This is a genomic window from Pseudomonas sp. MM213, from assembly GCF_020423045.1.
GTDB lineage: Bacteria > Pseudomonadota > Gammaproteobacteria > Pseudomonadales > Pseudomonadaceae > Aquipseudomonas > Aquipseudomonas migulae.
The window spans coordinates 3,294,719-3,317,938 of sequence record NZ_CP081943.1; the positions used below are offsets into that span (position 1 = coordinate 3,294,719).

The 23,220-nt window shown below is 57.9% G+C and carries 25 protein-coding genes and 1 pseudogene; 17 read left to right on the plus strand and 9 right to left on the minus strand.

The features are described 5' to 3' along the window. Window positions 1-22: 22 nt before the first annotated feature. The gene (apbC, locus tag K5R88_RS14935) at window positions 23-1,117 is read right to left on the minus strand and encodes an iron-sulfur cluster carrier protein ApbC (RefSeq protein ID WP_008036460.1); all 1,095 of its coding nucleotides are present in this window, start codon (window positions 1,115-1,117) and stop codon (window positions 23-25) included. Between the two features lie 268 nt (window positions 1,118-1,385). Between apbC and metG the strand changes: the two genes are divergently transcribed. From metG to K5R88_RS14975, 8 genes are all read left to right on the plus strand, one after another. Continuing rightward, a complete protein-coding gene (gene metG, locus K5R88_RS14940) occupies window positions 1,386-3,437 on the plus strand; it encodes a methionine--tRNA ligase (protein ID WP_226300196.1) in 2,052 nt (683 codons plus the stop codon). Between the two features lie 129 nt (window positions 3,438-3,566). Then, entirely contained in the window at window positions 3,567-4,136 is a 570-nt protein-coding gene (locus tag K5R88_RS14945; protein ID WP_192417147.1) for an electron transport complex protein RnfA, read from the plus strand. Further along, a complete protein-coding gene (gene rsxB, locus K5R88_RS14950; protein ID WP_226300197.1) occupies window positions 4,133-5,353 on the plus strand; it encodes an electron transport complex subunit RsxB in 1,221 nt (406 codons plus the stop codon). The genes K5R88_RS14945 and rsxB overlap by 4 nt, the downstream gene beginning before the upstream one ends. Continuing rightward, the gene (locus tag K5R88_RS14955; RefSeq protein ID WP_226300198.1) at window positions 5,340-6,329 is read left to right on the plus strand and encodes an RnfABCDGE type electron transport complex subunit D; all 990 of its coding nucleotides are present in this window, start codon (window positions 5,340-5,342) and stop codon (window positions 6,327-6,329) included. The genes rsxB and K5R88_RS14955 overlap by 14 nt, the downstream gene beginning before the upstream one ends. Further along, the gene (locus tag K5R88_RS14960; RefSeq protein WP_226300199.1) at window positions 6,326-6,937 is read left to right on the plus strand and encodes an RnfABCDGE type electron transport complex subunit G; all 612 of its coding nucleotides are present in this window, start codon (window positions 6,326-6,328) and stop codon (window positions 6,935-6,937) included. Before K5R88_RS14955 ends, K5R88_RS14960 begins: the two co-directional genes overlap by 4 nt. Beyond that, window positions 6,930-7,439 carry an Rnf-Nqr domain containing protein gene (locus K5R88_RS14965; RefSeq protein ID WP_226300200.1) on the plus strand — a complete coding sequence of 170 codons (510 nt, stop codon included), beginning with the start codon at window positions 6,930-6,932 and terminating at the stop codon, window positions 7,437-7,439. Before K5R88_RS14960 ends, K5R88_RS14965 begins: the two co-directional genes overlap by 8 nt. A 25-nt stretch (window positions 7,440-7,464) precedes the next feature. Then, a complete protein-coding gene (gene nth / locus K5R88_RS14970; protein WP_008032146.1) occupies window positions 7,465-8,103 on the plus strand; it encodes an endonuclease III in 639 nt (212 codons plus the stop codon). 107 nt (window positions 8,104-8,210) lie between these two features. Then, window positions 8,211-8,390 (plus strand): PA3496 family putative envelope integrity protein, encoded by a 180-nt coding sequence (locus tag K5R88_RS14975; RefSeq protein ID WP_007898493.1) that lies wholly within the window; start codon window positions 8,211-8,213, stop codon window positions 8,388-8,390. Between the two features lie 90 nt (window positions 8,391-8,480). Here K5R88_RS14975 and K5R88_RS14980 read toward each other — a convergent pair whose 3' ends face one another. After that, window positions 8,481-9,107, minus strand: a complete 627-nt coding sequence (locus K5R88_RS14980) for a response regulator transcription factor (RefSeq protein ID WP_008032148.1) — start codon at window positions 9,105-9,107, stop codon at window positions 8,481-8,483. 487 nt (window positions 9,108-9,594) lie between these two features. On the opposite strand from K5R88_RS14980, the gene K5R88_RS14985 reads away from it, so the two are divergent. Next, entirely contained in the window at window positions 9,595-10,230 is a 636-nt protein-coding gene (locus K5R88_RS14985; protein ID WP_192228581.1) for a hypothetical protein, read from the plus strand. Between the two features lie 137 nt (window positions 10,231-10,367). Here the strand turns inward: K5R88_RS14985 and K5R88_RS14990 are convergent, their stop codons facing one another. Beyond that, window positions 10,368-11,585 (minus strand): argininosuccinate synthase, encoded by a 1,218-nt coding sequence (locus K5R88_RS14990; protein WP_008032151.1) that lies wholly within the window; start codon window positions 11,583-11,585, stop codon window positions 10,368-10,370. A 129-nt stretch (window positions 11,586-11,714) separates the two neighbouring features. Further along, the gene (locus tag K5R88_RS14995) at window positions 11,715-12,623 is read right to left on the minus strand and encodes a flagellar protein MotY (RefSeq protein ID WP_226300201.1); all 909 of its coding nucleotides are present in this window, start codon (window positions 12,621-12,623) and stop codon (window positions 11,715-11,717) included. A 159-nt stretch (window positions 12,624-12,782) separates the two neighbouring features. Here K5R88_RS14995 and pyrC point away from each other — a divergent pair, with 159 nt between their 5' ends. Together pyrC and rnt are read left to right on the plus strand one after the other, a co-directional pair. Further along, window positions 12,783-13,829, plus strand: a complete 1,047-nt coding sequence (pyrC, locus tag K5R88_RS15000; protein WP_008036439.1) for a dihydroorotase — start codon at window positions 12,783-12,785, stop codon at window positions 13,827-13,829. Further along, on the plus strand, window positions 13,826-14,503 hold the full coding sequence (rnt, locus tag K5R88_RS15005) for a ribonuclease T (RefSeq protein WP_008036438.1): 678 nt from the start codon (window positions 13,826-13,828) through the stop codon (window positions 14,501-14,503). Before pyrC ends, rnt begins: the two co-directional genes overlap by 4 nt. Before the next feature lie 165 nt (window positions 14,504-14,668). Here rnt and K5R88_RS15010 read toward each other — a convergent pair. Continuing rightward, window positions 14,669-15,270 (minus strand): annotated as a pseudogene (locus K5R88_RS15010) (peroxiredoxin). Between the two features lie 312 nt (window positions 15,271-15,582). Here K5R88_RS15010 and K5R88_RS15015 point away from each other — a divergent pair. Continuing rightward, window positions 15,583-15,801 (plus strand): bacterioferritin-associated ferredoxin, encoded by a 219-nt coding sequence (locus K5R88_RS15015; protein WP_008032160.1) that lies wholly within the window; start codon window positions 15,583-15,585, stop codon window positions 15,799-15,801. 129 nt (window positions 15,802-15,930) lie between these two features. Here K5R88_RS15015 and K5R88_RS15020 read toward each other — a convergent pair whose 3' ends face one another. Continuing rightward, a complete protein-coding gene (locus K5R88_RS15020; protein ID WP_226300202.1) occupies window positions 15,931-16,176 on the minus strand; it encodes a HigA family addiction module antitoxin in 246 nt (81 codons plus the stop codon). A gap of 152 nt (window positions 16,177-16,328) precedes the next feature. Between K5R88_RS15020 and K5R88_RS15025 the strand changes: the two genes are divergently transcribed. The 5 genes from K5R88_RS15025 to bfr all read left to right on the plus strand — a co-directional run bounded on the left by K5R88_RS15025 (window position 16,329) and on the right by bfr (window position 20,004). Beyond that, on the plus strand, window positions 16,329-16,724 hold the full coding sequence (locus tag K5R88_RS15025; RefSeq protein ID WP_226300203.1) for an EamA family transporter: 396 nt from the start codon (window positions 16,329-16,331) through the stop codon (window positions 16,722-16,724). Between the two features lie 4 nt (window positions 16,725-16,728). Then, window positions 16,729-18,186: a UbiA family prenyltransferase gene (locus K5R88_RS15030; RefSeq protein ID WP_226300204.1), complete on the plus strand. Its 1,458-nt coding sequence runs from the start codon at window positions 16,729-16,731 to the stop codon at window positions 18,184-18,186. Continuing rightward, a complete protein-coding gene (locus K5R88_RS15035) occupies window positions 18,180-19,265 on the plus strand; it encodes an ArnT family glycosyltransferase (RefSeq protein ID WP_226300205.1) in 1,086 nt (361 codons plus the stop codon). The genes K5R88_RS15030 and K5R88_RS15035 overlap by 7 nt, the downstream gene beginning before the upstream one ends. Then, a complete protein-coding gene (locus tag K5R88_RS15040) occupies window positions 19,238-19,420 on the plus strand; it encodes a hypothetical protein (RefSeq protein ID WP_226300206.1) in 183 nt (60 codons plus the stop codon). Before K5R88_RS15035 ends, K5R88_RS15040 begins: the two co-directional genes overlap by 28 nt. Before the next feature lie 107 nt (window positions 19,421-19,527). Beyond that, window positions 19,528-20,004 (plus strand): bacterioferritin, encoded by a 477-nt coding sequence (gene bfr, locus K5R88_RS15045; RefSeq protein WP_223437268.1) that lies wholly within the window; start codon window positions 19,528-19,530, stop codon window positions 20,002-20,004. Between the two features lie 175 nt (window positions 20,005-20,179). Here bfr and grxD read toward each other — a convergent pair whose 3' ends face one another. From grxD to K5R88_RS15060, 3 genes are all read right to left on the minus strand, one after another. After that, window positions 20,180-20,521: a Grx4 family monothiol glutaredoxin gene (grxD, locus tag K5R88_RS15050; RefSeq protein WP_008032163.1), complete on the minus strand. Its 342-nt coding sequence runs from the start codon at window positions 20,519-20,521 to the stop codon at window positions 20,180-20,182. A gap of 97 nt (window positions 20,522-20,618) precedes the next feature. After that, on the minus strand, window positions 20,619-22,724 hold the full coding sequence (locus K5R88_RS15055; RefSeq protein ID WP_226300207.1) for a molybdopterin oxidoreductase family protein: 2,106 nt from the start codon (window positions 22,722-22,724) through the stop codon (window positions 20,619-20,621). Between the two features lie 134 nt (window positions 22,725-22,858). Next, a complete protein-coding gene (locus K5R88_RS15060; protein WP_192228576.1) occupies window positions 22,859-23,149 on the minus strand; it encodes a hypothetical protein in 291 nt (96 codons plus the stop codon). Between the last annotated feature and the right edge of the window lie 71 nt (window positions 23,150-23,220).

Below are 23,220 nucleotides of genomic sequence, written 5' to 3' on the forward strand. Positions count from 1 at the left end.
CGCTCCCACAATTGGATCGCGTTTAATCGTCGCTGATGGTGATGTTCGGCATCGCCGGGGTCGCTGCTTCCTGCAACACGATCCGCGCGCCGACGTGGCGGGCGAGTTCCTGATACACCAGCGCGATCGGGCTGTCCGGCTCGGCAATGACCGTTGGCTTGCCGCCGTCGGCCTGTTCACGAATGGCCATCGCCAGCGGCAACGACGCCAACAGTTCGACGCCGTACTGATTGGCCAGCTTCACCCCACCGCCCTCACCGAACAGATGCTCGGCATGCCCGCAGTTCGAGCAGATGTGCACCGCCATGTTTTCCACCACGCCCAGCACCGGGATGTTGACCTTGCGGAACATCTCCACACCCTTGCGCGCGTCCAGCAACGCCAGGTCTTGCGGGGTGGTGACGATGACAGCGCCGGCCACCGGGACTTTCTGCGCCAGGGTCAGCTGGATGTCGCCGGTGCCAGGCGGCATGTCGATGACCAGGTAATCCAGATCGCCCCAGGCGGTTTGTGTCACCAGTTGCAACAGTGCGCCAGAGACCATCGGCCCGCGCCAGACCATCGGCGTGTTGTCGTCGGTCAAAAACGCCATGGACATCACTTCGACGCCATGGGACTCAATCGGCACGAACCACTTCTGATCCTTGACCTTTGGTCGGGTGCCTTCGGGAATGCCGAACATGATGCCCTGGCTCGGGCCGTAAATGTCCGCATCCAGAATCCCCACCTTGGCGCCTTCGCGAGCGAGGGCCAACGCGAGGTTGGCGGCGGTGGTGGACTTGCCCACGCCGCCCTTGCCGGATGCCACGGCCACGACGTTCTTGACGTTGGCCAGGCCCGGGATCTGTGCCTGAGCCTTGTGTGCGGCGATCACACTGGTGATATCAACGCGAGCGCTGGTGACGCCGTCGAGGCCTTCGATGGCCATTTGCAGCATCTGCGCCCAGCCACTTTTGAACAGGCCGGCGGCGTAACCCAACTCCAGCTGGACGCTGACGCGATCACCCTGGATGTCGATGTTGCGCACGCACCCGGCGCTGACCGGGTCCTGGTTCAGGTAAGGGTCGGTGTATTGGCGAAGGACGGCTTCCACCGCTGCGCGATTGACGGCGCTCATGGGCAACTCCGATAGCAAGACTGGAAAATCAGGCGGGTATCGTACCTGTTCTGATCGTTTGGCGGCATGTCGAAAAGATCTGTAGGAGCCCGGTTTGCCAGCGATGGTGTCCTCAGGTCAGTCTTCGCCGGCAAGCCTGGCTCCTACAAGGACGCAATCCGATGCATGAATCCCTGTTACTCATCCAATGAAACAGGCGCACGGGGTGAAAAATATGCGCCGGCGCTTTATAGTGGCCGACCTCCGTTTCATCAAGTAGCCGAGCCCCATGTCCGAGCCACGCAAGATCCTCGTCACCAGCGCCCTGCCCTATGCCAATGGTTCGATCCATCTTGGCCACATGCTGGAATACATCCAGACCGATATGTGGGTGCGCTTCCAGAAGCACCGCGGCAACCAATGCATTTATGTCTGCGCCGACGACGCCCACGGTTCGGCGATCATGCTGCGCGCGGAAAAGGAAGGCATCACCCCGGAACAACTAATCGCCAACGTCCAGGCTGAACACAGCGCCGACTTTGCCGAGTTCCTGGTGGACTTCGACAACTTCCACTCCACTCACGCCGAAGAAAACCGTGAGCTGTCGAGCCAGATCTACCTGAAGCTGCGCGACGCCGGGCACATCGCCACGCGCTCGATCACGCAGTATTTCGACCCGGAAAAGAAAATGTTCCTGGCCGACCGCTTCATCAAGGGCACCTGCCCGAAATGCGGCACCGAAGACCAGTACGGCGACAACTGCGAGAAATGCGGCGCGACCTACGCACCGACTGACTTGAAGGATCCGAAGTCGGCTATCTCTGGCGCCACCCCGGTGCTCAAGGATTCCCAGCACTTCTTCTTCAAACTGCCGGACTTCCAGGAAATGCTGCAAACCTGGACCCGTAGCGGCACGTTGCAAGACGCCGTCGCCAACAAGATCGCCGAATGGCTGGATGCCGGCCTGCAACAGTGGGACATCTCCCGCGATGCGCCGTACTTCGGTTTCGAAATCCCAGGCGAGCCGGGCAAGTACTTCTACGTCTGGCTGGACGCGCCAATCGGTTACATGGCCAGCTTCAAGAACCTGTGCAACCGCACGCCGGAGCTGGATTTCGATGCGTTCTGGGGCAAGGATTCCACCGCCGAGCTGTACCACTTCATCGGCAAGGACATCGTCAACTTCCACGCCCTCTTCTGGCCAGCGATGCTCGAAGGCGCCGGTTTCCGTAAACCGACCGGCATCAACGTGCACGGCTACCTGACCGTCAACGGTCAGAAAATGTCCAAGTCCCGCGGCACCTTCATCAAGGCCCGGACCTACCTGGATCACCTGTCGCCGGAATACCTGCGTTACTACTACGCGGCCAAACTGGGACGCGGCGTCGACGACCTCGACCTGAACCTCGAAGACTTCGTGCAGAAGGTCAACTCCGACCTCGTCGGCAAAGTCGTCAACATCGCCAGCCGCTGCGCCGGTTTCATCCACAAAGGCAATGCCGGCGTGCTGGTAGCCGGTAACGCCGCGCCAGAACTGACCGAAGCTTTCCTCGCCGCAGCGCCAAGCATTGCCGAAGCCTACGAGGCTCGCGACTTTGCCCGTGCCATGCGCGAAATCATGGGCCTGGCCGACCGTGCCAACGCCTGGATCGCCGACAAGGCGCCTTGGTCGCTGAACAAACAGGAAGGCAAGCACGACGAAGTCCAGGCGATCTGCGCGCTGGGCATCAACCTGTTCCGCCAACTGGTGATCTTCCTCAAACCGGTGCTGCCACTGCTGGCCGCCGATGCCGAGGCGTTCCTCAACGTCGCGCCGCTGACTTGGGCCGATCACGCGACCTTGCTCAGCAACCATCAGTTGAACGAGTTCAAGCCGCTGATGACCCGCATCGACCCGGTGAAAGTGCAAGCCATGACCGACGCTTCGAAAGAAGACCTGACCGCCAGCCAGACCGACACCGGCGACGCGGCACCTGCCGGCAACGGCGAACTGGCGAAGGATCCGCTATCGCCGGAGATCGAATTCGATGCGTTTGCCGCCGTCGACCTGCGCGTGGCGTTGATCGTCAAGGCTGAAGCCGTGGAAGGCGCCGACAAGCTGCTGCGCCTGACCCTCGATATCGGTGACGAGCAACGCAACGTGTTCTCCGGCATCAAGAGCGCTTACCCGGATCCGTCCAAGCTCGATGGTCGCCTGACCATGATGATCGCCAACCTCAAGCCACGGAAAATGAAGTTCGGCATCTCCGAAGGCATGGTGATGGCGGCCGGTCCTGGCGGTGAAGAAATCTACCTGCTCAGCCCCGACAGCGGTGCCAAGCCAGGCCAGCGTATCAAGTAAGATCCTGCGGCAAACCGATCCCACAGTCGTGCCCGACGCGACTGTGGGATTTTCATATCTGGCCCCCCCTCCTTCCTTGCCGGATAATGCCTAACCTTGTTAGCAAGGCTTCTTTCTTCCGGCACGATCATGACCGAGATGCTTCTTACGCTTATCAGCGCTGCCCTGATCAACAACGTCGTGTTGCACTGGCCGCTGGGCGTCGATCCGCTGCTGGGCAGCGAGCGCCGTCAGGTGCATGCGCTGGGCATTGCGACGACGTGCCTGATGCTGATCGTCGGAATGCTCGGCTACGCACTCTATTACTGGCTACTGGCGCCGCTTGAGCTGACTTCGTTGCGTTTGTTCGCGTTTCTGCCCCTGAGCGTGTTGTTGATCACACCGCTGCTGAAGCTGCTGCCGAAAGTGTTTTCGACGCTTTCGTTCGAAGGGCTCTGGCCGCTGCTGCTCGGCAATGCCGGCGTGCTCGGTCTGGCGCTGATCAACGCCCAGGAAAACCACGGATTTTTCCACGCCACAGCCCTGAGCCTCGGCGCCGGGCTGGGGTTCTGGCTGGTGCTGAGTCTGTTCAGCGACTTGCGCCAACGCACCCTCGATAACGATGTTCCCCTGCCCTTTCGCGGCCTGCCGATCGACCTGATCGGCGCCGGACTGATCGCAGTGGCTTTTCTCGGTTTCAGCGGACTGATCAAAACATGAGTCTGATTCAACGCATCGACGCCCTCTTGCCGCAGACCCAGTGCGGCAAATGTGGTCATCCCGGATGCAAGCCGTACGCAGAAGGCATCGCCAGCGGCGAGCCGATCAACAAGTGCCCGCCCGGCGGCAGCGAAACCATCGCGGCCCTGGCTGAGTTGCTGAAGGTGCCGGTGCTGGAGCTGGACGTCAGTCGCGGTTCGGCCCCGGCGCAAATCGCCTACATCCGCGAAGCAGAGTGCATCGGTTGCACCAAGTGCATTCAGGCCTGCCCGGTAGACGCCATCGTCGGCGCAGCGAAATTGATGCACACGGTGATCATCGACGAATGCACCGGTTGCGACCTTTGCGTGGCTCCTTGCCCGGTGGACTGCATCGAAATGCGGCCATTACCGCTGGCCACGGTGTTGCCGATTGTCGGAGGCCTGGCGGTCAGCCCTGAAGAACAACAGGCGCGTACCGCCAAACGCAATCACGCCCGGCGTCGCTTTGAACAGCGCAACGCCCGCTTGCACCGCGAAGAAGAACAGAAACTCGCCGAGCGTCAGGCCCGGGCACATCGCGCCGCGCAACAGCAGCACAGTGAAGTGACAACGCTCGACCCGGTTCAAGCCGCGCTGGAGAGAGTACGTGCGCAGAAAGCGGCCAATGCCGATGCGGCGTTGAAGAAAGCCAAAATCGATCTGGCGATGAGCCGCGCACAACTGAACAAATCGCTCAAGGCGTTCGGCCATCCGCCGACCTTCGAACAGCAGTCGCAACTGATCGTCCTGCAACAGCAATTCGACGCCGCTGAACACGCCTTGGCACAGTTGGAAAACAGCGCTCCACCCGCCGCTGCGCCGGCGGCGCCAGTGAAGGACGCGGAGCTGAAGCGGGCGAAAATACAGTTGGCCATGCGCCGCGCCGAACTCAAGAAAGCACAAACCAGTGACGCGCCGGCCGAGCAAATCGAAGCCCTGGAGCGTGCACTCGGCGACGCTGAAAAAGCCCTGCACGCGGCAGAAACTGCAAGCGAGCAGCCTTTACCTGACCTGGCACGTATCGAAAAACGCCCCATCGACAGCCAGCTTCGACAGCTGAAAACCGAATTGGCCTACGCTCGCGCGGATGTCAGCAAACTCGAACGTCGCACCGACACACCCGCTGAATTATTGGACAAGGCACGCGCCCGCCTGCAAGAAGCCGAGCGCCAGGTGGATGCCTATGTCGCCCCTTGAATCGGTCGACGAGCGCCTTCAGCAGGCCATGAAGCTGGTGTTGCTGGCCACCGTGCCGGGAATGCTGGTGCTGTTCTGGTTGTATGGCTGGGGCGTATTGATCAATTTGATCCTGGCCGGCGTTACCGCGCTGGCCGTTGAAGCGGCGGTGTTATGGCTGCGCAAACGCCAGATCAAACCGACCTTGAGCGATGGCAGCGCACTGGTCAGTGCGACGTTGCTGGCCCTGGCTTTGCCGCCGTATTGCCCATGGTGGCTGACGGTCTGCGCCGCGGCATTCGCACTGCTCGGCAAACAACTGTATGGCGGTGTAGGGAAAAACCCGTTCAACCCGGCGATGCTCGGTTTCGCTTTGGTACTGGTGACCTTTCCCCAACCAATGACTCACTGGCCTTCGTCCCACGGCATGGACCTGCTCGGAGGTCTGCGGCAAGTGTTCGGTTTCAGCCTCAGCCAGACGCCGGATGCGTGGGTCCAGGCCACGGCGCTGGACAGCTTGCGAATCAACAAAAGCCTGACCATGGACGAACTCTTCGCCGGCAATCCGGCGTTCGGTCACTTCGGCGCGCGCGGCGTGGAATGGGTCAACCTGGCGTTTCTGGCGGGCGGTTTGTTTCTGCTGCAACGGCGGGTGTTCAGCTGGCATGCGCCGGTGGGCATGCTTGCCAGCCTGTTCGTCATCAGCCTGCTGTGCTGGAACGGTTCGGGCTCCGACTCCCATGGTTCCCCCCTGTTTCATCTGCTCACGGGCGCGAGCATGCTGGGCGCATTCTTTATCGTCACGGAGCCGGTGTCCGGTGCAAAAATCCCAGGCGCCCGACTGCTGTTCGGCGCGGGCGTGGGATTGCTGACTTACCTGATTCGCACTTGGGGCGGCTATCCGGACGGCGTTGCGTTTGCAGTGTTGTTGATGAATCTTTGCGTGCCGGCGCTGGAGCGGTTTGTCGCGTCCAGGCAGGAGCAGCTTTCGCCATGAGCCGAACGTCGAGCGTTGTGATTCTGCTGTTGCTGGCAAGCCTGGGGATTGGCGCAACCTGGCTTGTGCAGTACAGCAGCGCGCCACGTATCGCAGCCGAACAGCGACGGATCGACAGCCGCAACCTGCTCGACTTGCTGCCTTCCGACAGTTACGACAATCAACCGCTGGAGCAGCCGCTGCACCTCGGCAACCTGGCGTTGACCAACAGCACCTTGCTGGGCGGCTACCTCGCCACCAAGGCCGGCCAACCCGTTGCGGTCCTGCTGCGCAGCCAGACGATCGGGTATGCGGGCTCCATCGATTTGCTGATCGCCATTGACGCAAACGGCAAGTTGCTGGGGGTCAAGACCCTGAAACAATCGGAAACCCCGGGCCTGGGTGCACGTATCGCTGACTGGCCCAATAGCTGGCTTCAGGCGTTCACTGGCAAATCCTTGAATGAACCCGCCGACAGCGGTTGGGCGTTGAAAAAGGATCAGGGGCAATTTGATCAAGTCGCTGGCGCGACCATTACCTCCAGAGCAGTGATCAATGCGATCCACGAGGCTCTGCGCTACTTCGATGAACACTCGCGTCATCTGATCGGGAGCGGCCTCCATGAATAAGTCCGCAAATTTACAGAACTCACTGATGCTCGCGCCGCTGATCGGCGCCACTGACTCGTTAGTGACCGCACTGGGTGTGTGGTTGATGTTCATCGTGGTGATCAGTGCGTTTGGTGCGAGCATGGCTGCCGTGCGATCCCGACTGATCCCGGCGTCCCGCTTGTTCGCAGGCGTCCTGCTGGCGGCCACGCTGACCGGTTGTGCAGAACTCGCCGCGCAGGTCTGGTCACTTCAATGGCACCAGCATTCGGGGTTTTATGCAGCACTGATCGCTTTGCAGTGCGTCGTGTTGGAACACACCGGTTTTTTCCAGAGTGCATGGCGTGAGCGCCTGCGCCTGTGTGTCCTGTTCGGCGCGCTGATGGTCGGCCTGGGCCTGCTGCGCGAGTTCCTCGGCGACGCCGGCTTGCGCCTGGCCACGTTGGCACCTGGCGGATTCATTCTGCTGGGCCTGCTGATTGCCGCCTGGCAAGCCTGGCCCCGCCCGACTCCCTCACATTGATCGCTTTCGAGGAAACGCACTGCCCATGAATGCCGCAAAACGTCTGGAAATTTTCCGCAGGCTGCATGAAGACAATCCGGAGCCGAAGACCGAACTGGCCTACTCCTCGCCATTCGAATTGCTGATCTCGGTGATTCTCTCGGCACAATCGACCGATGTCGGCGTCAATAAAGCCACCGCCAAGCTCTACCCGGTGGCCAATACGCCGCAGGCGATTTACGCCCTGGGCGTGGAAGGTCTGTCCGAGTACATCAAGACCATCGGCCTGTTCAACAGCAAGGCAAAAAATGTAATCGAAACCTGCCGCTTGCTGGTGGAACGCCATGGCGGGGAAGTGCCGCAGACCCGTGAAGAGCTGGAAGCGTTGCCCGGTGTCGGCCGCAAGACTGCCAACGTGGTGCTCAATACTGCGTTCCGCCAACTGACCATGGCCGTGGACACGCATATTTTCCGGGTCAGCAATCGTACTGGCATCGCTCCCGGCAAGAATGTGGTCGAGGTCGAGAAAAAACTGATGAAGTTCGTGCCGAAGGAATATCTGCTCGATTCCCATCACTGGCTGATTCTTCATGGGCGTTACGTTTGCCTGGCTCGCAAGCCTCGCTGCGGCAGTTGCCGGATAGAAGACCTGTGCGAATACAAGCACAAGACTTCGGACGATTGAGGCGCTATTAGGTTTTTTGATTTATCGATTGAAAAAATCTTTTTTACCCGCGAGGCGATTATCGATATAAGGAGCGCCAAAGGCAGTCTTAGCCTGGAGTTAACCTTATGAGCACTGGCAAAGAGCAATTGGACGTAGAAGACGACTTCACACCCGTTGAGGCCGATGACGCGGAACCGGTGGTTGAAGTGGCAAAGACCAACCTGAGCAAACGCCGCACCATCGACAATCTGCTGGAGGAGCGCCGACTGCAAAAGCAATTGGCCGATTACGATTTTGACCTATGACATCTGAAAGCCTCCCGAAACGGAGGCTTTTTACTAGGTGCGAAACCTTGAAAACGCCCACTCTTTACGCCCCGTCAAGCACTGGCCCAGTCATACCAACCCATTGCGTTGAGCCAGTTCGATCAGGTCAACCAGGGACCGCGCATTGAGTTTCAACAACAGCCGCGTCTTGTAAGTACTGACGGTTTTATTGCTGAGGAACATTCCATCGGCAATTTCCTTGTTGGTCTTGCCGCGAGCCAACTGTTGCAAGACCATCATCTCCCGCCCCGAAAGACGATCCACCATATCGGCTTCACTGGCATTCCCCAGACTGGAGCGCACGGTATGCAAGGCTTGATTGGGAAAGTAACTGTAGCCCGACAATACCGCCTTTATTGCACTGAGCAACTCAGTGAGGTCCTGTTGTTTGCAAACATATCCTGCAGCACCGGATTGCATGCAACGCATCGAAAAATGCCCGGGAGCCTGTGAAGTCAATATCAGTACTTTCATTGGCATCGCTGCCGATGCCAGACGTGCAATGACTTCCAGCCCATCCAGTTTGGGTATTCCAATATCCAGGATGACAATATCCGGCATATGTTCACGAGCTAGTTGCAATGCATCCACGCCATTATCTGTTTCTGCAATGACTTCGTAGCCATGACGCTCCATCAGCATACGTACCGCAAGACGAATGACGGGGTGATCATCCACGATCAGCACTTTATTCATGGGCAAGTCCAATTTTCGCTGTTCGAATTTTTAGAGCCCGCACAATAGCCTAGTCGTTTCACCCATGGCATGCCGCTCCCCCCGGCCACCCACACCGAGAGACATTCCCTACAAACATCGCGGAATAATCTTACAAAAAATCTTGAAACACAGCGCGCCAGAAACTTTATCTGTCTCATGATATTTCAGTATTCAACAGTTTTTTGTTTCGACTTACAACCAGCGCGCCACACAACAACAGTTGACCAAGATGATCCGACACACGCCAACGATTAGTCTACCCTTGTAGGGTAATTGATATTTCCCGGCCTGCCCACCACACCAGAAACATCAAACACAAAACCTTACATCAAAAGTCAATTAACAATAAATGAATAGCAAAACTGATATATCCGAACTATAAATCCACCGCTACCATATAAACTCTACACCCTAACAACCACCAACTAACACAATGAGAAAAGACGAACTAATATGAGTAAAAAATATGATAAAACTCAAACAACGAATCACCAACCCCATGACAGTCATCGCGATATTCGCAACACTGTCTGAAACATCGGCCGCCATCTCTCTGCCCTTCCTCGATGACGAAGATAAAGAGATCTACATCTGGTTTTTGATCAGCTTTCCCTTTTATTTGCTTTTTCTTTTCTTCGCCACCCTTAACTTCAATTATCGATCGCTTTACGCGCCTTCCGACTTTGAAAAGGGAAAGCATTTCATAAAGGTGATGGACAACGCAGAGCGTTCAGGTAACGCGCAAGATCCGCCCGACGAGATCGGCTTACAGCCAAGTCTCTCGGTTCAGTACCCTATTCGGCTGCCTGAGTCACTCAAGGATCTGCACATCATTGATGCGCGGTGGATGAACAAAAAAAATGAGTTCCGCGCCCTTCTGGAAAAGCTTCGCCAGCCCAAGGGGAATCCGGCACACGTTGTCGTGTTTCTCGTTGTTGGCGAGTCGGAGACGTTACTGAAAGAAAGCGCACTCAAGTTTTGCCGAAACGCAAAAAAACGCAGCAGCGCAACGTTCTGTATTGCTTACAATTTGAGTTCACGTGACGTGACGGTCATTGATCAATATTGCCGGGCTGACACACAGCAGGCAGTTGCTCTTTAGGATCAATGGGGGGCGGGCAGGAAGGTATTTAAAACAACAAGAATGTTGAATCGCAATGTCAGACAGAAAATCCCTGTTTTCAAATGTGTGGCCTTGTCCTGGACAAGGCCACACATTCCATCAGCGTGTCAAAGATCTCAGAACAGCTTGCGACCTTTGTTTGCCGCGATACGCATGCGCAGCGCGTTGAGCTTGATGAAGCCTGCCGCGTCGGCCTGGTTGTAGGCGCCGCCATCTTCCTCGAAGGTCGCGATGTTGGCATCGAACAACGATTCGTCGGACTTGCGGCCAGTGACGATCACGTTGCCCTTGTACAGCTTCAGGCGTACGACGCCGTTCACGTGAGCCTGGGACGCATCGATCATCTGTTGCAGCATCAGACGCTCAGGGCTCCACCAGTAACCGGTGTAGATCAGGCTGGCGTATTTAGGCATCAGCTCGTCTTTGAGGTGAGCCACTTCGCGGTCCAGCGTGATCGATTCGATCGCACGGTGGGCGCGCAGCATGATGGTGCCGCCAGGGGTCTCGTAGCAGCCACGGGACTTCATGCCCACGTAACGGTTCTCGACGATGTCGAGACGGCCGATACCGTGTTCGCCACCGATACGGTTCAGGGTCGCCAGCACGGTGGCCGGAGTCATTTCGACGCCGTCCAGTGCAACGATGTCGCCGTTGCGGTAGGTCAGTTCCAGGTACTGCGCCTTGTCAGGAGCCTTCTCCGGGGAGACGGTCCATTTCCACATGTCTTCTTCGTGCTCGGTCCAGGTGTCTTCCAGCACGCCGCCCTCATAGGAGATGTGCAGCAGGTTGGCATCCATCGAGTACGGGGATTTTTTCTTGCCATGACGCTCGATCGGGATCGCGTGCTTTTCAGCGTAATCCATCAGCTTTTCACGGGAGAGCAGGTCCCATTCGCGCCACGGAGCGATCACTTTCACACCTGGCTTCAAGGCATAAGCGCCCAGTTCGAAACGAACCTGGTCGTTACCCTTGCCGGTGGCACCGTGGGAAATGGCGTCAGCGCCGGTTTCGTTGGCGATTTCGATCAGGCGTTTGGCGATCAACGGACGAGCGATGGAAGTACCCAGCAGGTACTCGCCTTCGTAAACGGTGTTGGCGCGGAACATCGGGAATACGAAGTCACGCACGAATTCTTCGCGCAGATCGTCGATGTAGATTTCTTTTACGCCCATGGCCTGAGCCTTGGCGCGAGCCGGCTCGACCTCTTCGCCCTGACCCAGGTCAGCGGTAAAGGTCACCACTTCACAGTTATAAGTATCCTGCAGCCACTTGAGGATCACCGAAGTGTCCAGGCCGCCGGAATACGCCAGAACGACCTTGTTTACGTCCGCCATGCCATCACTCCACGGGGTTCTACGGAAAGCCGTCAAGTCTACCGCTCATGCAGGATAATTTACAGAGGCGCGACAGCTTATGACGACGAAGCGACAGATTATGTCGAGCGGGCGACGATGACAGCCGGTTCAGTATGTCTTCGCGGGGCTCGCCGATGCGGTTGTCTGAGGCGCCGGCTGCTCGGTGGGTGCGACCCGCGCCAGGTGCACATTGACCCGACGGTTCTTCGCCCGATTGGCAGCATTGGTGTTGGGTGCCAACGGATAACGCTCGCCGTGAAAGCGCACGGTGATCTGCGATTCCTGAAAACCGTTGGCCTTGAAGAACTCCATGACCGCCAGGGCCCGACGCCGCGACAGGTCACGATTGGCCAGGCGATTGCCGCTGTTGTCGGAGTGGCCGTCGAGTTCGATGTGATTGACCGTCGGATCGGCCTTCATGAATTCCAGCATGACCTGCAACTGGGCCTTGGCCTGTGCGTCGAGATCCAGGCCGTCGCCGGGAAAGCCGATCTGCGTTTGTTTGACTTGCTCGAAATTCTTCGGCAGCAGCTTCGCCACACAGCTTTGATAATCGTTGAACGCCTTGCTGAACTTGACCGGCAATAACCGCACCTCCGACACCCGGCCATCGCCCGAATAATGTCGAACGACCGGGCTACGCCCGTCCATCAGGCCACTGATCAGGCGCCCGGCCTGAACTTGAGAACTGTTGAACAGCACATTGCCGCTGCCAATCTGCACGGAGCCCAGATTGATATCGCCCCGCCCCGGCTGCCAGGGCGCTGCGGCTGCCAGAAGGGTCGCCGAGCCGCCGCCGACCATCGAGTTATAGGCTTTCAGACGAAACGTCGCCTGCTCGCCGGCGCGGCGCACGAACTCGCCCGAACCGAAATCGGTGATCGGCTGAGTCAGGCGGCACTCGAACTTGTCCCCTTCGACCGTCCACTCGATGCTCTCCAGACGGGTCTGGAAAGTGAGCGCCATCGCGGGAAGGCTGGCAAACACGCTGAGCAAGGCTAAATAACGCTGGCGCACGGGAGGCTCCACTGGCTTCTACAACAAAAAGACCGACACACACATGTTTACGGCATACCTGTTGGATATCGGAAGCTTCCCGCAAAACTTGATAGCGAGTGCCTGAGAGAGTCTTTTCCGGTAGCATTCCCTTCAGTTTGACCCGCCTGGAATCCCCTCATGTCCGACCGCCTGACCCTGCTGCGTCCCGACGACTGGCATATTCATCTTCGCGATGGTGCCGTGTTGACCAATACCGTTGCGGATGTCGCGCGCACCTTTGGTCGCGCCATCATCATGCCCAACCTGGTACCTCCGGTGCGCAACGCCGCTGAAGCCGACGGCTATCGCCAGCGGATTCTCGCTGCACGTCCGGCTGGCAGCCGTTTCGAACCGTTGATGGTCCTTTACCTGACCGACCGCACCCAGCCCGAAGAAATTCGTGAGGCCAAGGCCAGCGGTTTCATTCATGCCGCCAAGTTGTATCCGGCCGGCGCGACCACCAACTCGGACTCTGGCGTCACCAGCATCGACAAGATCTTCCCTGCGCTTGAGGCCATGGCCGAAGTCGGGATGCCTTTGTTGGTTCACGGTGAAGTCACCCGTGGCGATGTCGACGTGTTCGACCGCGAAAAAATCTTCATCGATGAGCACATGCGTCGAGTGGTCGAGCGTTTCCCGACGCTCAAAGTGGTGTTCGAACACATCACCACCGCGGACGCCGTGCAGTTCGTCAACGAGGCTTCGGCCAACGTTGGCGCGACCATCACCGCGCATCACCTCTTGTACAACCGCAACCACATGCTGGTGGGCGGGATTCGGCCGCACTTCTATTGCCTGCCGATCCTCAAGCGCAATACGCACCAGGAAGCCCTGCTCGACGCCGCCACCAGCGGCAGCGAAAAGTTCTTCCTCGGCACCGACTCGGCGCCTCACGCCCAGCATGCCAAAGAAGCCGCGTGCGGCTGTGCCGGTTGCTACACCGCTTATGCGGCGATCGAGATGTACGCCGAAGCGTTCGAACAACGTAACGCACTGGACAAGCTCGAAGCCTTCGCCAGCCTCAACGGCCCGCGCTTCTATGGCCTGCCGGTGAACACCGATCGCATTACTCTGGTCCGCGACGAGTGGACCGCCCCAACCAGCCTGCCATTTGGCGAGCTGACCGTTATCCCGCTGCGCGCCGGTGAAAAACTGCGCTGGCGCCTGCTGGAGGAACACGCGTGAGTGAAGACCATTACGACGACGAACAGGACGGTCAAGGCGGCGGAGGTGGTCCACGCCACCCGATGGCAGCTCGATTCCGTGGATACCTGCCAGTCGTTGTCGACGTTGAAACCGGTGGTTTCAACTCTGCCACTGACGCCTTGCTGGAAATAGCCGCTACCACCATCGCCATGGACGAGAAGGGTTTTGTCTACCCTGACCACACCTACTTCTTCCGCGTCGAGCCTTTTGAAGGCGCCAACATCGAAGCGGCCGCGCTGGAGTTCACCGGGATCAAACTCGATCACCCGCTGCGCATGGCAGTGAGTGAAGAAGCGGCGCTGACCGATATCTTCCGTGGCATCCGCAAGGCGCTGAAAGCCAACGGCTGCAAGCGGGCGATTCTGGTCGGGCACAACAGCAGCTTCGATCTGGGCTTCCTGAACGCGGCGGTTGCGCGCCTGGACATGAAGCGCAATCCGTTCCATCCGTTCTCCAGCTTCGACACGGCCACCCTGGCCGGTCTGGCGTACGGTCAGACGGTGCTGGCGAAAGCCTGTCAGGCCGCCGATATCGACTTCGACGGTCGCGAGGCTCACTCGGCTCGCTACGACACCGAGAAGACGGCCGAGCTGTTCTGCGGCATCGTCAATCGCTGGAAACAGATGGGCGGCTGGGAAGACTACAACGACTGATCGGCTTTTCGTAGGAGCCGGCTTGCTGGCGATTCAGCCACCGCGGTTTGTCTGATTACCGAGGCGCCTGGATCGCCAGCAAGCCGGCTCCTACAGGAATCACCGCTTCTCCGCCCATAAAAAAACCGGCCTCTATGGCCGGTTTTTTTGTGCCTCGAATGCGCCTTACAGGGCAGCAGCATTCTCGGTCAGGTAAGCCGCGACGCCTTCGGTCGAAGCGGTCATGCCTTTGTCGCCTTTTTCCAGTTGGCAGGGCAAACTTCGCCGTGCTCTTCGTGGAATTGCAGAGCGTCGACCAGACGGACCAGCTCTTCGATGTTACGGCCCAGTGGCAGGTCGTTGATGATCTGCGAACGGACAACGCCTTTGTCGTCGATCAGGAACGCGCCACGGAAAGCCACGCCGCCTTCGGATTCAACATCGTAGGCCTTGGCGATTTCGTGCTTCAGGTCGGCTGCCATGGTGTAGCGAACTTCACCGATGCCACCATTGTTGACCGGGGTGTTGCGCCACGCGTTGTGGGTGAAGTGCGAGTCGATCGAAACAGCGATCACTTCAACGTTGCGGGCCTTGAAGTCGGACATGCGGTTGTCCAGAGCGATCAGCTCGGATGGGCAAACGAAGGTGAAGTCCAACGGGTAGAAGAACACCAGGCCGTATTTGCCTTTGATGGCCGACGACAGGGTGAAGCTGTCGACGATTTCGCCATTGCCGAGTACGGCTGGTACGGTGAAGTCAGGGGCTTGCTTGCCTACGAGTACGCTCATTGAATATCTCCTGGTGTAAAAACGTGAAGTTCCGGGTTTGCGCCAGCCTGCCACCCTCAGGCGACAGCCCTGTGACACCCACCCGCTTCATAAGGACCGGCCATCATACACTGCGTTTTTGAGCTGTCCTCAACGGATTTTCACCGACAGGCCAAATTCCCGGCGACACGCTTACTGGCAGATTGCCCGAGGAAAACCGTTCGTCAGTCACCCTCGCTTATAACGCAAAGCTTTCAGAAACCACTTTGACAATCATTCTCGTTAACATTAAGATCCATCGCAATTGAGTCATAACCAGCGACGGTTTCAGTTATGTATGTCTGCCTCTGCACTGGCGTCACCGACGGACAAATCCGCGAAGCAATCTATGAAGGTTGCTGCAGCTACAAGGAAGTCCGCCAAGCTACCGGCGTAGCCAGCCAATGCGGCAAATGCGCCTGCCTTGCCAAGGAAGTGGTGCGTGAAACCCTGACCAAATTGCAAACAGCCCAGGCTGCGATTCCTTTCCCGGTAGAATTTACTGCCGCGTAAATACCCCATTCCAAAGAAACGGACTTCATGTCCGCCTATATTTAGCTTTATATTTTAAATAATGCTATACAAAACAAGGGCTTGCAGCGATGCAGGCCCTTGTCGTTTCTGGTCGTGGTTACTCATGGGTTACGCTGGCACTTCATGCAAACGTACGATATTCGATTGCCCCCGGTGTTCGGCCTGCCACAAGTCATAGGCTGCCTTCATGGCCAGCCACTGGCGGCCGGTGCTTATACCGGCGAGTTCCAAGCGCAGCGCCAGGTCAGCAGAAATCGCTGCATGACCGTTGAGCACGGTCGATAGGTGGCCACGCGAATAGCGTCCCCGCTTTCGACTTTGCTGACATTTCTCGTTCTCCTTCTCCTTGCTCAAGGGCCGACTAAAGTTGTTTGGCTACTGGGAGCTAAAGTTTCCTGTTCCCTCCTGCTTTGATTTTCCGGCCGAGAGCGTTTCCTGCCGAATTGACGCAATCCAATGTCACTGCTACACAAATAGCATGCGACACAAACTCGGGGGAGGGCGCTTTGTTAAATCTCAGCCTAGTAAAAAACGTTTATGCGCTCATCCTGATTAGCGTCACGATATCCGCCTTTGCGCAGATCGCCCTCAAGGCCGGCATGGACTCCCCTTCCGTCCAGAGGGAGATCGCAGAAGGAGGGGCACGAGTATCAGCATTGCTCGGTATTGCCCTCAACCCCCTAATATTGCTCGGCCTTTTCCTGTATTTCAGCAGTGCGGCGGTCTGGCTGATGGTGCTATCCAAGGTGCAGGTCAGTTTCGCCTATCCGTTCGTGGCACTGGGCTTTGTGCTAACGGCCGTGCTCGGCCGCCTCGTCTTCAATGACACCTTCTCCGCGGCCAAGGTCATCGGCACATTGCTGATCATGAGCGGGGTTGTCGTGATGGCGAGGGGGGCGTGACGTCATGACGAACATGAACGAAATCGATGACGCGCCGATTCCGCTTTGCGTGGATCTGGATGGCACACTGGTGCGCACCGACATGCTGCTCGAAACATTTCTGTTGCTTGCAAAGACCTCGCCTCTCTCGCTCGCCTCCCTGCCGGGCTGGCTCATGAAGGGCAAGGCGAGCCTCAAGCACCGCATCGCCGAGCGAGTAACGATCGATGCAGCTAGCCTCCCCTATCGCACCGATGTGCTAGTCCTGATCGAAACCGCCCGCGCAGCGCAGCGCCCTATCATTCTTGCCACGGCATCTTGCGCCGGCGTCGCCAATGGTATTACGGACCATCTGGGCCTCTTCGACGAGGTACTGTGCAGCGACGAAGACACCAATCTTTCCTCCCACGCCAAGGCTAGTATGCTCGTCGAACGCTTTGGCGAACGAGGCTTCGACTATATCGGCAACGACAAAGCGGACTTGCCCGTATTCGCACGGGCGCGCCGGGCGTTTCTGGTTTCCTCACAGGACGGTCTGAGGCAAGCGGCGCGGGATCGCAATCACGACATTGATTTTATAGAGGATCCAAGCGGTGGTTTTCGTGTCTGGTGGAGAGCCCTGCGCATTCAGCAGTGGCTGAAGAATCTCCTTGTCTTCGTCCCCCTGCTAGCGGCGCATCAGGTGACGAATCCGCAACTATTGTTCTGGGCGATCCTTGCCTTCATCTCGTTCAGCCTGTGCGCCTCGTCCGTCTATCTGCTGAATGATCTGCTCGACCTGCCCGCAGATCGCAAGCATCACCGCAAGAAGAACCGGCCTTTTGCCGCTGGGACCTTGTCCGTGAAATCGGGGATCGCCGCCATCCCCTTGCTGCTTGGTTCATCCCTGATACTTGCGCTGCAATTGCCGCCACGCTTTCTCGTTGTGCTCGGTGTCTACTATTTTCTGACCGCTGCCTATTCCTTCCTGCTGAAGAAGCAGGTGATCGTCGATGTGATGATACTGGCCAGCCTTTATTCGATTCGTGTCATAGCGGGCGCCGCCGCGACGGATATCAAACCGTCCTTTTGGTTACTCGCTTTTTCCATGTTCATCTTCCTCAGTCTTGCCCTGGTGAAGCGTTACTCGGAGCTGCGGGATACTGCCTTTTCGGTCAAGTTGTTGCCTGGTCGCGGTTATCGTCCTGAAGATCTGCCGGTGGTGCTGGCGCTTGGCTCATCCAGCGGCATGATCAGCGTTCTGATCCTCGCCATGTACACGCAGGCCGAGATTGTGCCCGTCATGTATCCTTCGCACGAATGGTTGTGGTTTGCGCCTTCGCTCATGCTCTATTGGACTGCACGCCTGTGGATGAAGACTGTGCGAGGTGAGGTGGATGAAGACCCCGTGCTCTTCGCGGCGCGGGACTGGCAGAGCATCGTCGTGGTAGCACTGATGGGCTGCACCTTCTTCATGGCAATAAGTGGTCCTTCCTTATGGTGAACACAACATGGCTACTCGCACAGGCCAGCTTCAAGTCAGGTGTCTTGCCCATTCTGATGCTGACTTTTGCGATCCGGTTGATATGGGGACTATTGGTTCCAGTAAGCCCTGTATCGGACGCGAACATGTATCACAGCTTCGCGCAGGAAATCGCCGCAGGCCGAGGCTATGTCTATCCTGGTGGTGAAGCCACGGCTTACTGGCCTGTTGGCCCGTCCGCCCTTTACGGCGCCTTTTATGCGTTGTTGGGCGTGCATGGCTGGGTAGTCATTCTTGTCAACCTGATTCTCAGCTCTATATCGGTAGCTGGAATCTATCAACTCGGCCTTTTGTATTTTGACAGGACGATCGCACGCATCGCGGCGCTGCTATTCGCCTTCTGGCCCGCATGGATCGCCTTCACCACCGTTCCAAACAGCGAATTGCCTCTCATGACGCTGGTGATCTGGGCTTTTGTGGCTCGTGGTACGGGGAAGTTGCCGCACTGGGCTCGCACCGTTCTGTCGACTGCTCTTCTGGTCGCCGCCGCATTCATGCGGCCGACGGTTCTACCGCTTATTGTTTTGCTACCGCTTCTGGATCAGCCCTTCCGTAAACCCGCGCAAACTGTTCTGCACGTCATTCTGGCGCTGGTCGTCGCAGCAATATTGCTGACTCCTTGGGCAGAGCGTAATCGCGCTTTATTTGGCGAGCCGGTACTTATTTCTGCGAATTTCGGTATCAATCTGTGGATGGGCAATAACCCCCAGGCAAATGGGGCCTATATGTCGGTGCCCGAGATAAATCTCAATACAAAAAACGAAGTAGTCCGCGATAACCATTACAAAGGTCTCGCGCTCGACTTCATTCGCGAAAATCCAGGTCTCTATCTTCGGTTATGCCTGAACCGGGTCGCCCACAGCTTTGATCGCGAAAGCATCGGCATAGCATGGAACCAGAACTCGCTAGCTCCTGCATTGCAACCGATACTCAAGGCTGGCTCTGCCGCCTATTGGTTAGCAATTTTCTCCCCTCTCTCATTGGCGTCGGAGTATTTCTCCGGGAAAATCCTTTGCGTTTTTTCGATCCGCTGGTGGTAACGCCCGCCTTGTTTGCAGCCGTGGCTCTGCTGATCGTCGGCCAGGATCGCTATCATATGCCGATGACGCCGTTCATCGCCTTGTTTGCTGCCTTTTTCATCAATCACATCCTGCACCGTCGATCATCTCGATCAGTGCCGGATACTGCTGCTTAGTTATGATTCGTATGTTCATTTAAGTTTCAATAAGTTAGGTTTGACACTCTTAGTTGTGCGGCTCAAACTCTGGTTTATAGACAGCTATTACAGGGCAGGACCCCATCATGAAAGGCGACATTACAGTCATCCAGCATCTCAACAAGATCCTTGCCAATGAGCTGGTCGCGATCAATCAGTATTTTCTGCATGCGCGCATGTATGAAGATTGGGGTCTGAACAAGCTCGGAAAGCACGAATACCACGAGTCCATCGACGAGATGAAACACGCGGACAAGCTGATCAAGCGCATCCTGTTCCTGGAAGGCCTGCCTAACGTGCAGGACCTGGGCAAGCTGCAGATCGGCGAGCACACCCAGGAAATGCTTGAGTGCGACCTGCGCATCGAACGCACTGGCCACGCTGACCTGAAAGTCGCGATCGCTCATTGCGAAACCGTTGGCGACTACGGTAGCCGTGAACTGCTCGAAGATATTCTCGAATCCGAAGAAGAACATATCGACTGGCTGGAAACCCAACTGGGCCTGATCGATAAAATCGGTCTTGAGAACTATCTGCAATCGCAGATGGGCGAAGACGAGTAAGTTAGCGTCCGTTAGATTCAAGACAATAAAAAGCCCCGCTCTCTTTTAAGAGGCGGGGCTTTTTTGTGCCTGTGCTGTTGTAGGAGCGAAGCTTGCTCGCGAAAGCGGTGTGTCAGGTACAACGCCTTCGCGGGCAAGTCGGAACGCCGAACCGCTCGCTCCTACAGAAAGCAGGTCAAGCTTCGGTCTTGGCAGCAGCGGCGGCTTCAACAGCCGCTTTGATGGTGCTTTGCAGCGAACCGTCTGCAGCCATCTCGGTCATGATGTCGCTACCGCCGACCAGCTCACCACCAACCCACAGTTGCGGGAAAGTTGGCCAGTTGGCGTATTTTGGCAGGTTGGCGCGGATTTCCGGGTTCTGCAGGATGTCCACGTACGCAAACTTTTCACCACATGCCATCACGGCCTGTGCGGCTTTCGCGGAGAAGCCACACTGCGGGGCATTCGGCGAACCTTTCATGTAAAGCAGAATGGTGTTGTTGGCAATCTGCTCTTTAATCGTTTCGATGATATCCATGAAGCACCTCGGCTGAACTTTCCGACTCGGGGGTCGGCACGGTGGCGCATTGTAACGGAAAGCCGAGCGCCATGCTCGGTCTCCCCGACAGACTCAATCAAGCCGCCGCTACGGTCACCGGCACACCGTTCAATGCCGCATTCCCCGACAACTCATCGAGCTGACACTCGTCGGTCAGGTCATTGGCACTGGAACCTGGCTGGCCGCTGGCAATCGTCATCTGCACGCCAGGCCGCGCATGGCCCCAACCGTGCGGCAGGCTGACCACTCCTTTCATCATATCCTGACTGCCCAGCACTTCCACTTCGATCATGCCGACCCGGGAACTGACCCGCACCCGCTGCCCATCGCTGAGCCCGCGACTGGCAAGGTCGTCCGGATGCATCAGCAACTGATGACGCGGCTTACCCTTCACCAGTCGGTGATAGTTGTGCATCCACGAGTTATTGCTGCGCACGTGACGACGGCCAATCATCAGCAGTTCATCAGCCGCCGGTGCTTGCAGCGCCGCAAATCGCGAGAGGTCGGCAAGGATCTCCGCCGGTGCTGCCTGAACGCGCTGGTTGGCGGTTTTCAGGCGTGGCGCCAGATTGGATTTCAGTGCGCCAAGGTCGACGCCATGCGGTTGATCAAACAGCGTCGCCAAAGACAGCTTGTGCGGCGAGGCGTCGCCATACAGCCCCATTCGCAAGCCACGATCGATCATCTGCGCAGGGGGAATCGTCGGTTTCAGTTCCTTGCCGGTCTTCGCGGCAAAGGCCTTGGCCAGCCCGACGAAAATCTCCCAGTCGTGCAACGCGCCTTCCGGCTTGGCCAGGATCGCGCGATTGAACCGGCTGACGTTACGCACCGCAAACATGTTGAACGTGGTGTCGTAGTGATCGTTTTCCAGGGCTGAAGTGGACGGCAAGATCAGGTCGGCATAGCGCGTGGTTTCGTTGATGTACAAGTCAACACTGACCATGAACTCCAACCCGTCAAGCGCCTGCTCCAGTTGCCGGCCATTGGGCGTCGACAACACCGGATTGCCAGCCACGGTAATCAACGCGCGAACCTGCCCTTCCCCTTCGGTCAGCATCTCTTCGGCCAGCGCCGACACTGGCAGCTCGCCGCTGTATTCCGGACGCCCGGACACGCGGCTCTGCCACAGATTGAAATGCCCGCCCGAGGTAGACGCCACCAGGTCCACCGCCGGTTCGGTGCACACCGCGCCACCGACGCGATCAAGGTTGCCGGTGACCAGGTTGATCAACTGCACCAGCCAATGGCACAACGTACCGAACGCTTGGGTTGAAACGCCCATGCGCCCGTAACAGACCGCGCTCGGCGCCGCCGCGAAGTCCCGCGCCAATTGGCGGATCTGCTCGGCCGGCACGGCACACAACGGGCTCATGGCTTCGGCGGTGAAAGCCGCGACGGCCTTGCGCACGTCATCCAGGCCGTCGACCGGCAAATGGCTGTCGCGGGTCAACCCTTCAGCAAACAACGTGTTGAGCAGCCCGAACAGCAATGCTGCGTCGCCGCCCGGACGGACGAACAGATGCTGATCGGCAATCGCAGCCGTTTCGCTGCGACGCGGATCGACCACCACCACTTTACCGCCCCGGCCCTGTATCGCTTTCAGGCGCTTTTCGACATCCGGCACGGTCATGATGCTGCCGTTGGAGGCCAGCGGATTACCACCAAGAATCAGCATGAAATCGGTGTGATCGATGTCCGGGATCGGCAACAGCAAACCGTGGCCGTACATCAAATGGCTGGTCAGGTGATGAGGCAACTGATCGACCGAGGTCGCGGAAAACCGGTTGCGGGTTTTCAGCAGGCCAAGAAAGTAATTGCTGTGGGTCATCAGCCCGTAGTTGTGCACGCTGGGGTTGCCTTGATAAACCGCCACCGAGTTCTGCCCGTGGCGCTCCTGTATCCCTGCCAGACGTTCAGCGACCAGGTTGAAGGCATCTTCCCACTCGATCGGCTGCCATTCGCTGCCAACGCGCAGCATCGGCTGACGCAGGCGGTCAGGATCGTTCTGGATGTCTTGCAGGGCAACGGCCTTGGGGCAGATGTGCCCGCGGCTGAACGTATCGAGGGCATCGCCCTTGATCGAGGTGATCTGCACATCGCCATCGAGCTCGGTGGTCTCGATGGTCAGGCCGCAGATGGCTTCACACAGGTGGCAGGCACGGTGATGGAGAGTCTTGGTCATGGCCAGTCTCTGTCTTGTTCTGGGCGGGCAATAACGGCCGCGGGAACAAAACTATGGCGCGTGCCCCGCCACTGCGCCAGCGACGTTCGTCTTGTGAATCGGCGACCATCAGGCCAGCCGATGACCGCTCGGGATCAGTTCGACGGCAACCTCGGCGGCGCCTGCAACTGAATCTCCTGGATGGTTTCAATCTGTTCGTGGGCGACATGCACGCCGGTGAGCTCGCCGATCAGCCGCCAGTGCTCGTCGAGCCCTGTGCTGATGGTGGCCATGCGGTCGATCATCCGCCGGCCAGCGGCCCTGGTCACCTCGTCGTTACTTCGCAAAAGCTCAAAGGACATTGAGGTCATGGAAGCGGTGAGATGCGTCAGTGAGCGGGCCGTGAGACCTAGTAATTCCATCAATTGCTGTTCTTTCGATTCCATTCCGAAGGCTTCCTGCGTCGCTCGTGACTTAGTTATAACCCAGCACATTGCATTAGCAAGTGTTACAAACG

What these genes read in the sequence shown, in the direction of transcription:
- K5R88_RS15035 (WP_226300205.1), top strand. Translation starts at nt 18,180, where the DNA reads ATGGTGAACACAACATGGCTACTCGCACAGGCCAGCTTCAAGTCAGGT.
- K5R88_RS14975 (WP_007898493.1), top strand. Translation starts at nt 8,211, where the DNA reads ATGAGCACTGGCAAAGAGCAATTGGACGTAGAAGACGACTTCACACCC.
- rsxB (WP_226300197.1), top strand. Translation starts at nt 4,133, where the DNA reads ATGAGTCTGATTCAACGCATCGACGCCCTCTTGCCGCAGACCCAGTGC.
- K5R88_RS14980 (WP_008032148.1), bottom strand. Translation starts at nt 9,107, where the DNA reads ATGAATAAAGTGCTGATCGTGGATGATCACCCCGTCATTCGTCTTGCG.
- bfr (WP_223437268.1), top strand. Translation starts at nt 19,528, where the DNA reads ATGAAAGGCGACATTACAGTCATCCAGCATCTCAACAAGATCCTTGCC.
- K5R88_RS14960 (WP_226300199.1), top strand. Translation starts at nt 6,326, where the DNA reads ATGAGCCGAACGTCGAGCGTTGTGATTCTGCTGTTGCTGGCAAGCCTG.
- K5R88_RS15015 (WP_008032160.1), top strand. Translation starts at nt 15,583, where the DNA reads ATGTATGTCTGCCTCTGCACTGGCGTCACCGACGGACAAATCCGCGAA.
- K5R88_RS14945 (WP_192417147.1), top strand. Translation starts at nt 3,567, where the DNA reads ATGACCGAGATGCTTCTTACGCTTATCAGCGCTGCCCTGATCAACAAC.
- K5R88_RS14985 (WP_192228581.1), top strand. Translation starts at nt 9,595, where the DNA reads ATGATAAAACTCAAACAACGAATCACCAACCCCATGACAGTCATCGCG.
- K5R88_RS14965 (WP_226300200.1), top strand. Translation starts at nt 6,930, where the DNA reads ATGAATAAGTCCGCAAATTTACAGAACTCACTGATGCTCGCGCCGCTG.
- K5R88_RS15055 (WP_226300207.1), bottom strand. Translation starts at nt 22,724, where the DNA reads ATGACCAAGACTCTCCATCACCGTGCCTGCCACCTGTGTGAAGCCATC.
- apbC (WP_008036460.1), bottom strand. Translation starts at nt 1,117, where the DNA reads ATGAGCGCCGTCAATCGCGCAGCGGTGGAAGCCGTCCTTCGCCAATAC.
- pyrC (WP_008036439.1), top strand. Translation starts at nt 12,783, where the DNA reads ATGTCCGACCGCCTGACCCTGCTGCGTCCCGACGACTGGCATATTCAT.
- K5R88_RS14990 (WP_008032151.1), bottom strand. Translation starts at nt 11,585, where the DNA reads ATGGCGGACGTAAACAAGGTCGTTCTGGCGTATTCCGGCGGCCTGGAC.
- K5R88_RS15060 (WP_192228576.1), bottom strand. Translation starts at nt 23,149, where the DNA reads ATGGAATCGAAAGAACAGCAATTGATGGAATTACTAGGTCTCACGGCC.
- K5R88_RS14955 (WP_226300198.1), top strand. Translation starts at nt 5,340, where the DNA reads ATGTCGCCCCTTGAATCGGTCGACGAGCGCCTTCAGCAGGCCATGAAG.
- grxD (WP_008032163.1), bottom strand. Translation starts at nt 20,521, where the DNA reads ATGGATATCATCGAAACGATTAAAGAGCAGATTGCCAACAACACCATT.
- K5R88_RS15030 (WP_226300204.1), top strand. Translation starts at nt 16,729, where the DNA reads ATGACGAACATGAACGAAATCGATGACGCGCCGATTCCGCTTTGCGTG.
- nth (WP_008032146.1), top strand. Translation starts at nt 7,465, where the DNA reads ATGAATGCCGCAAAACGTCTGGAAATTTTCCGCAGGCTGCATGAAGAC.
- metG (WP_226300196.1), top strand. Translation starts at nt 1,386, where the DNA reads ATGTCCGAGCCACGCAAGATCCTCGTCACCAGCGCCCTGCCCTATGCC.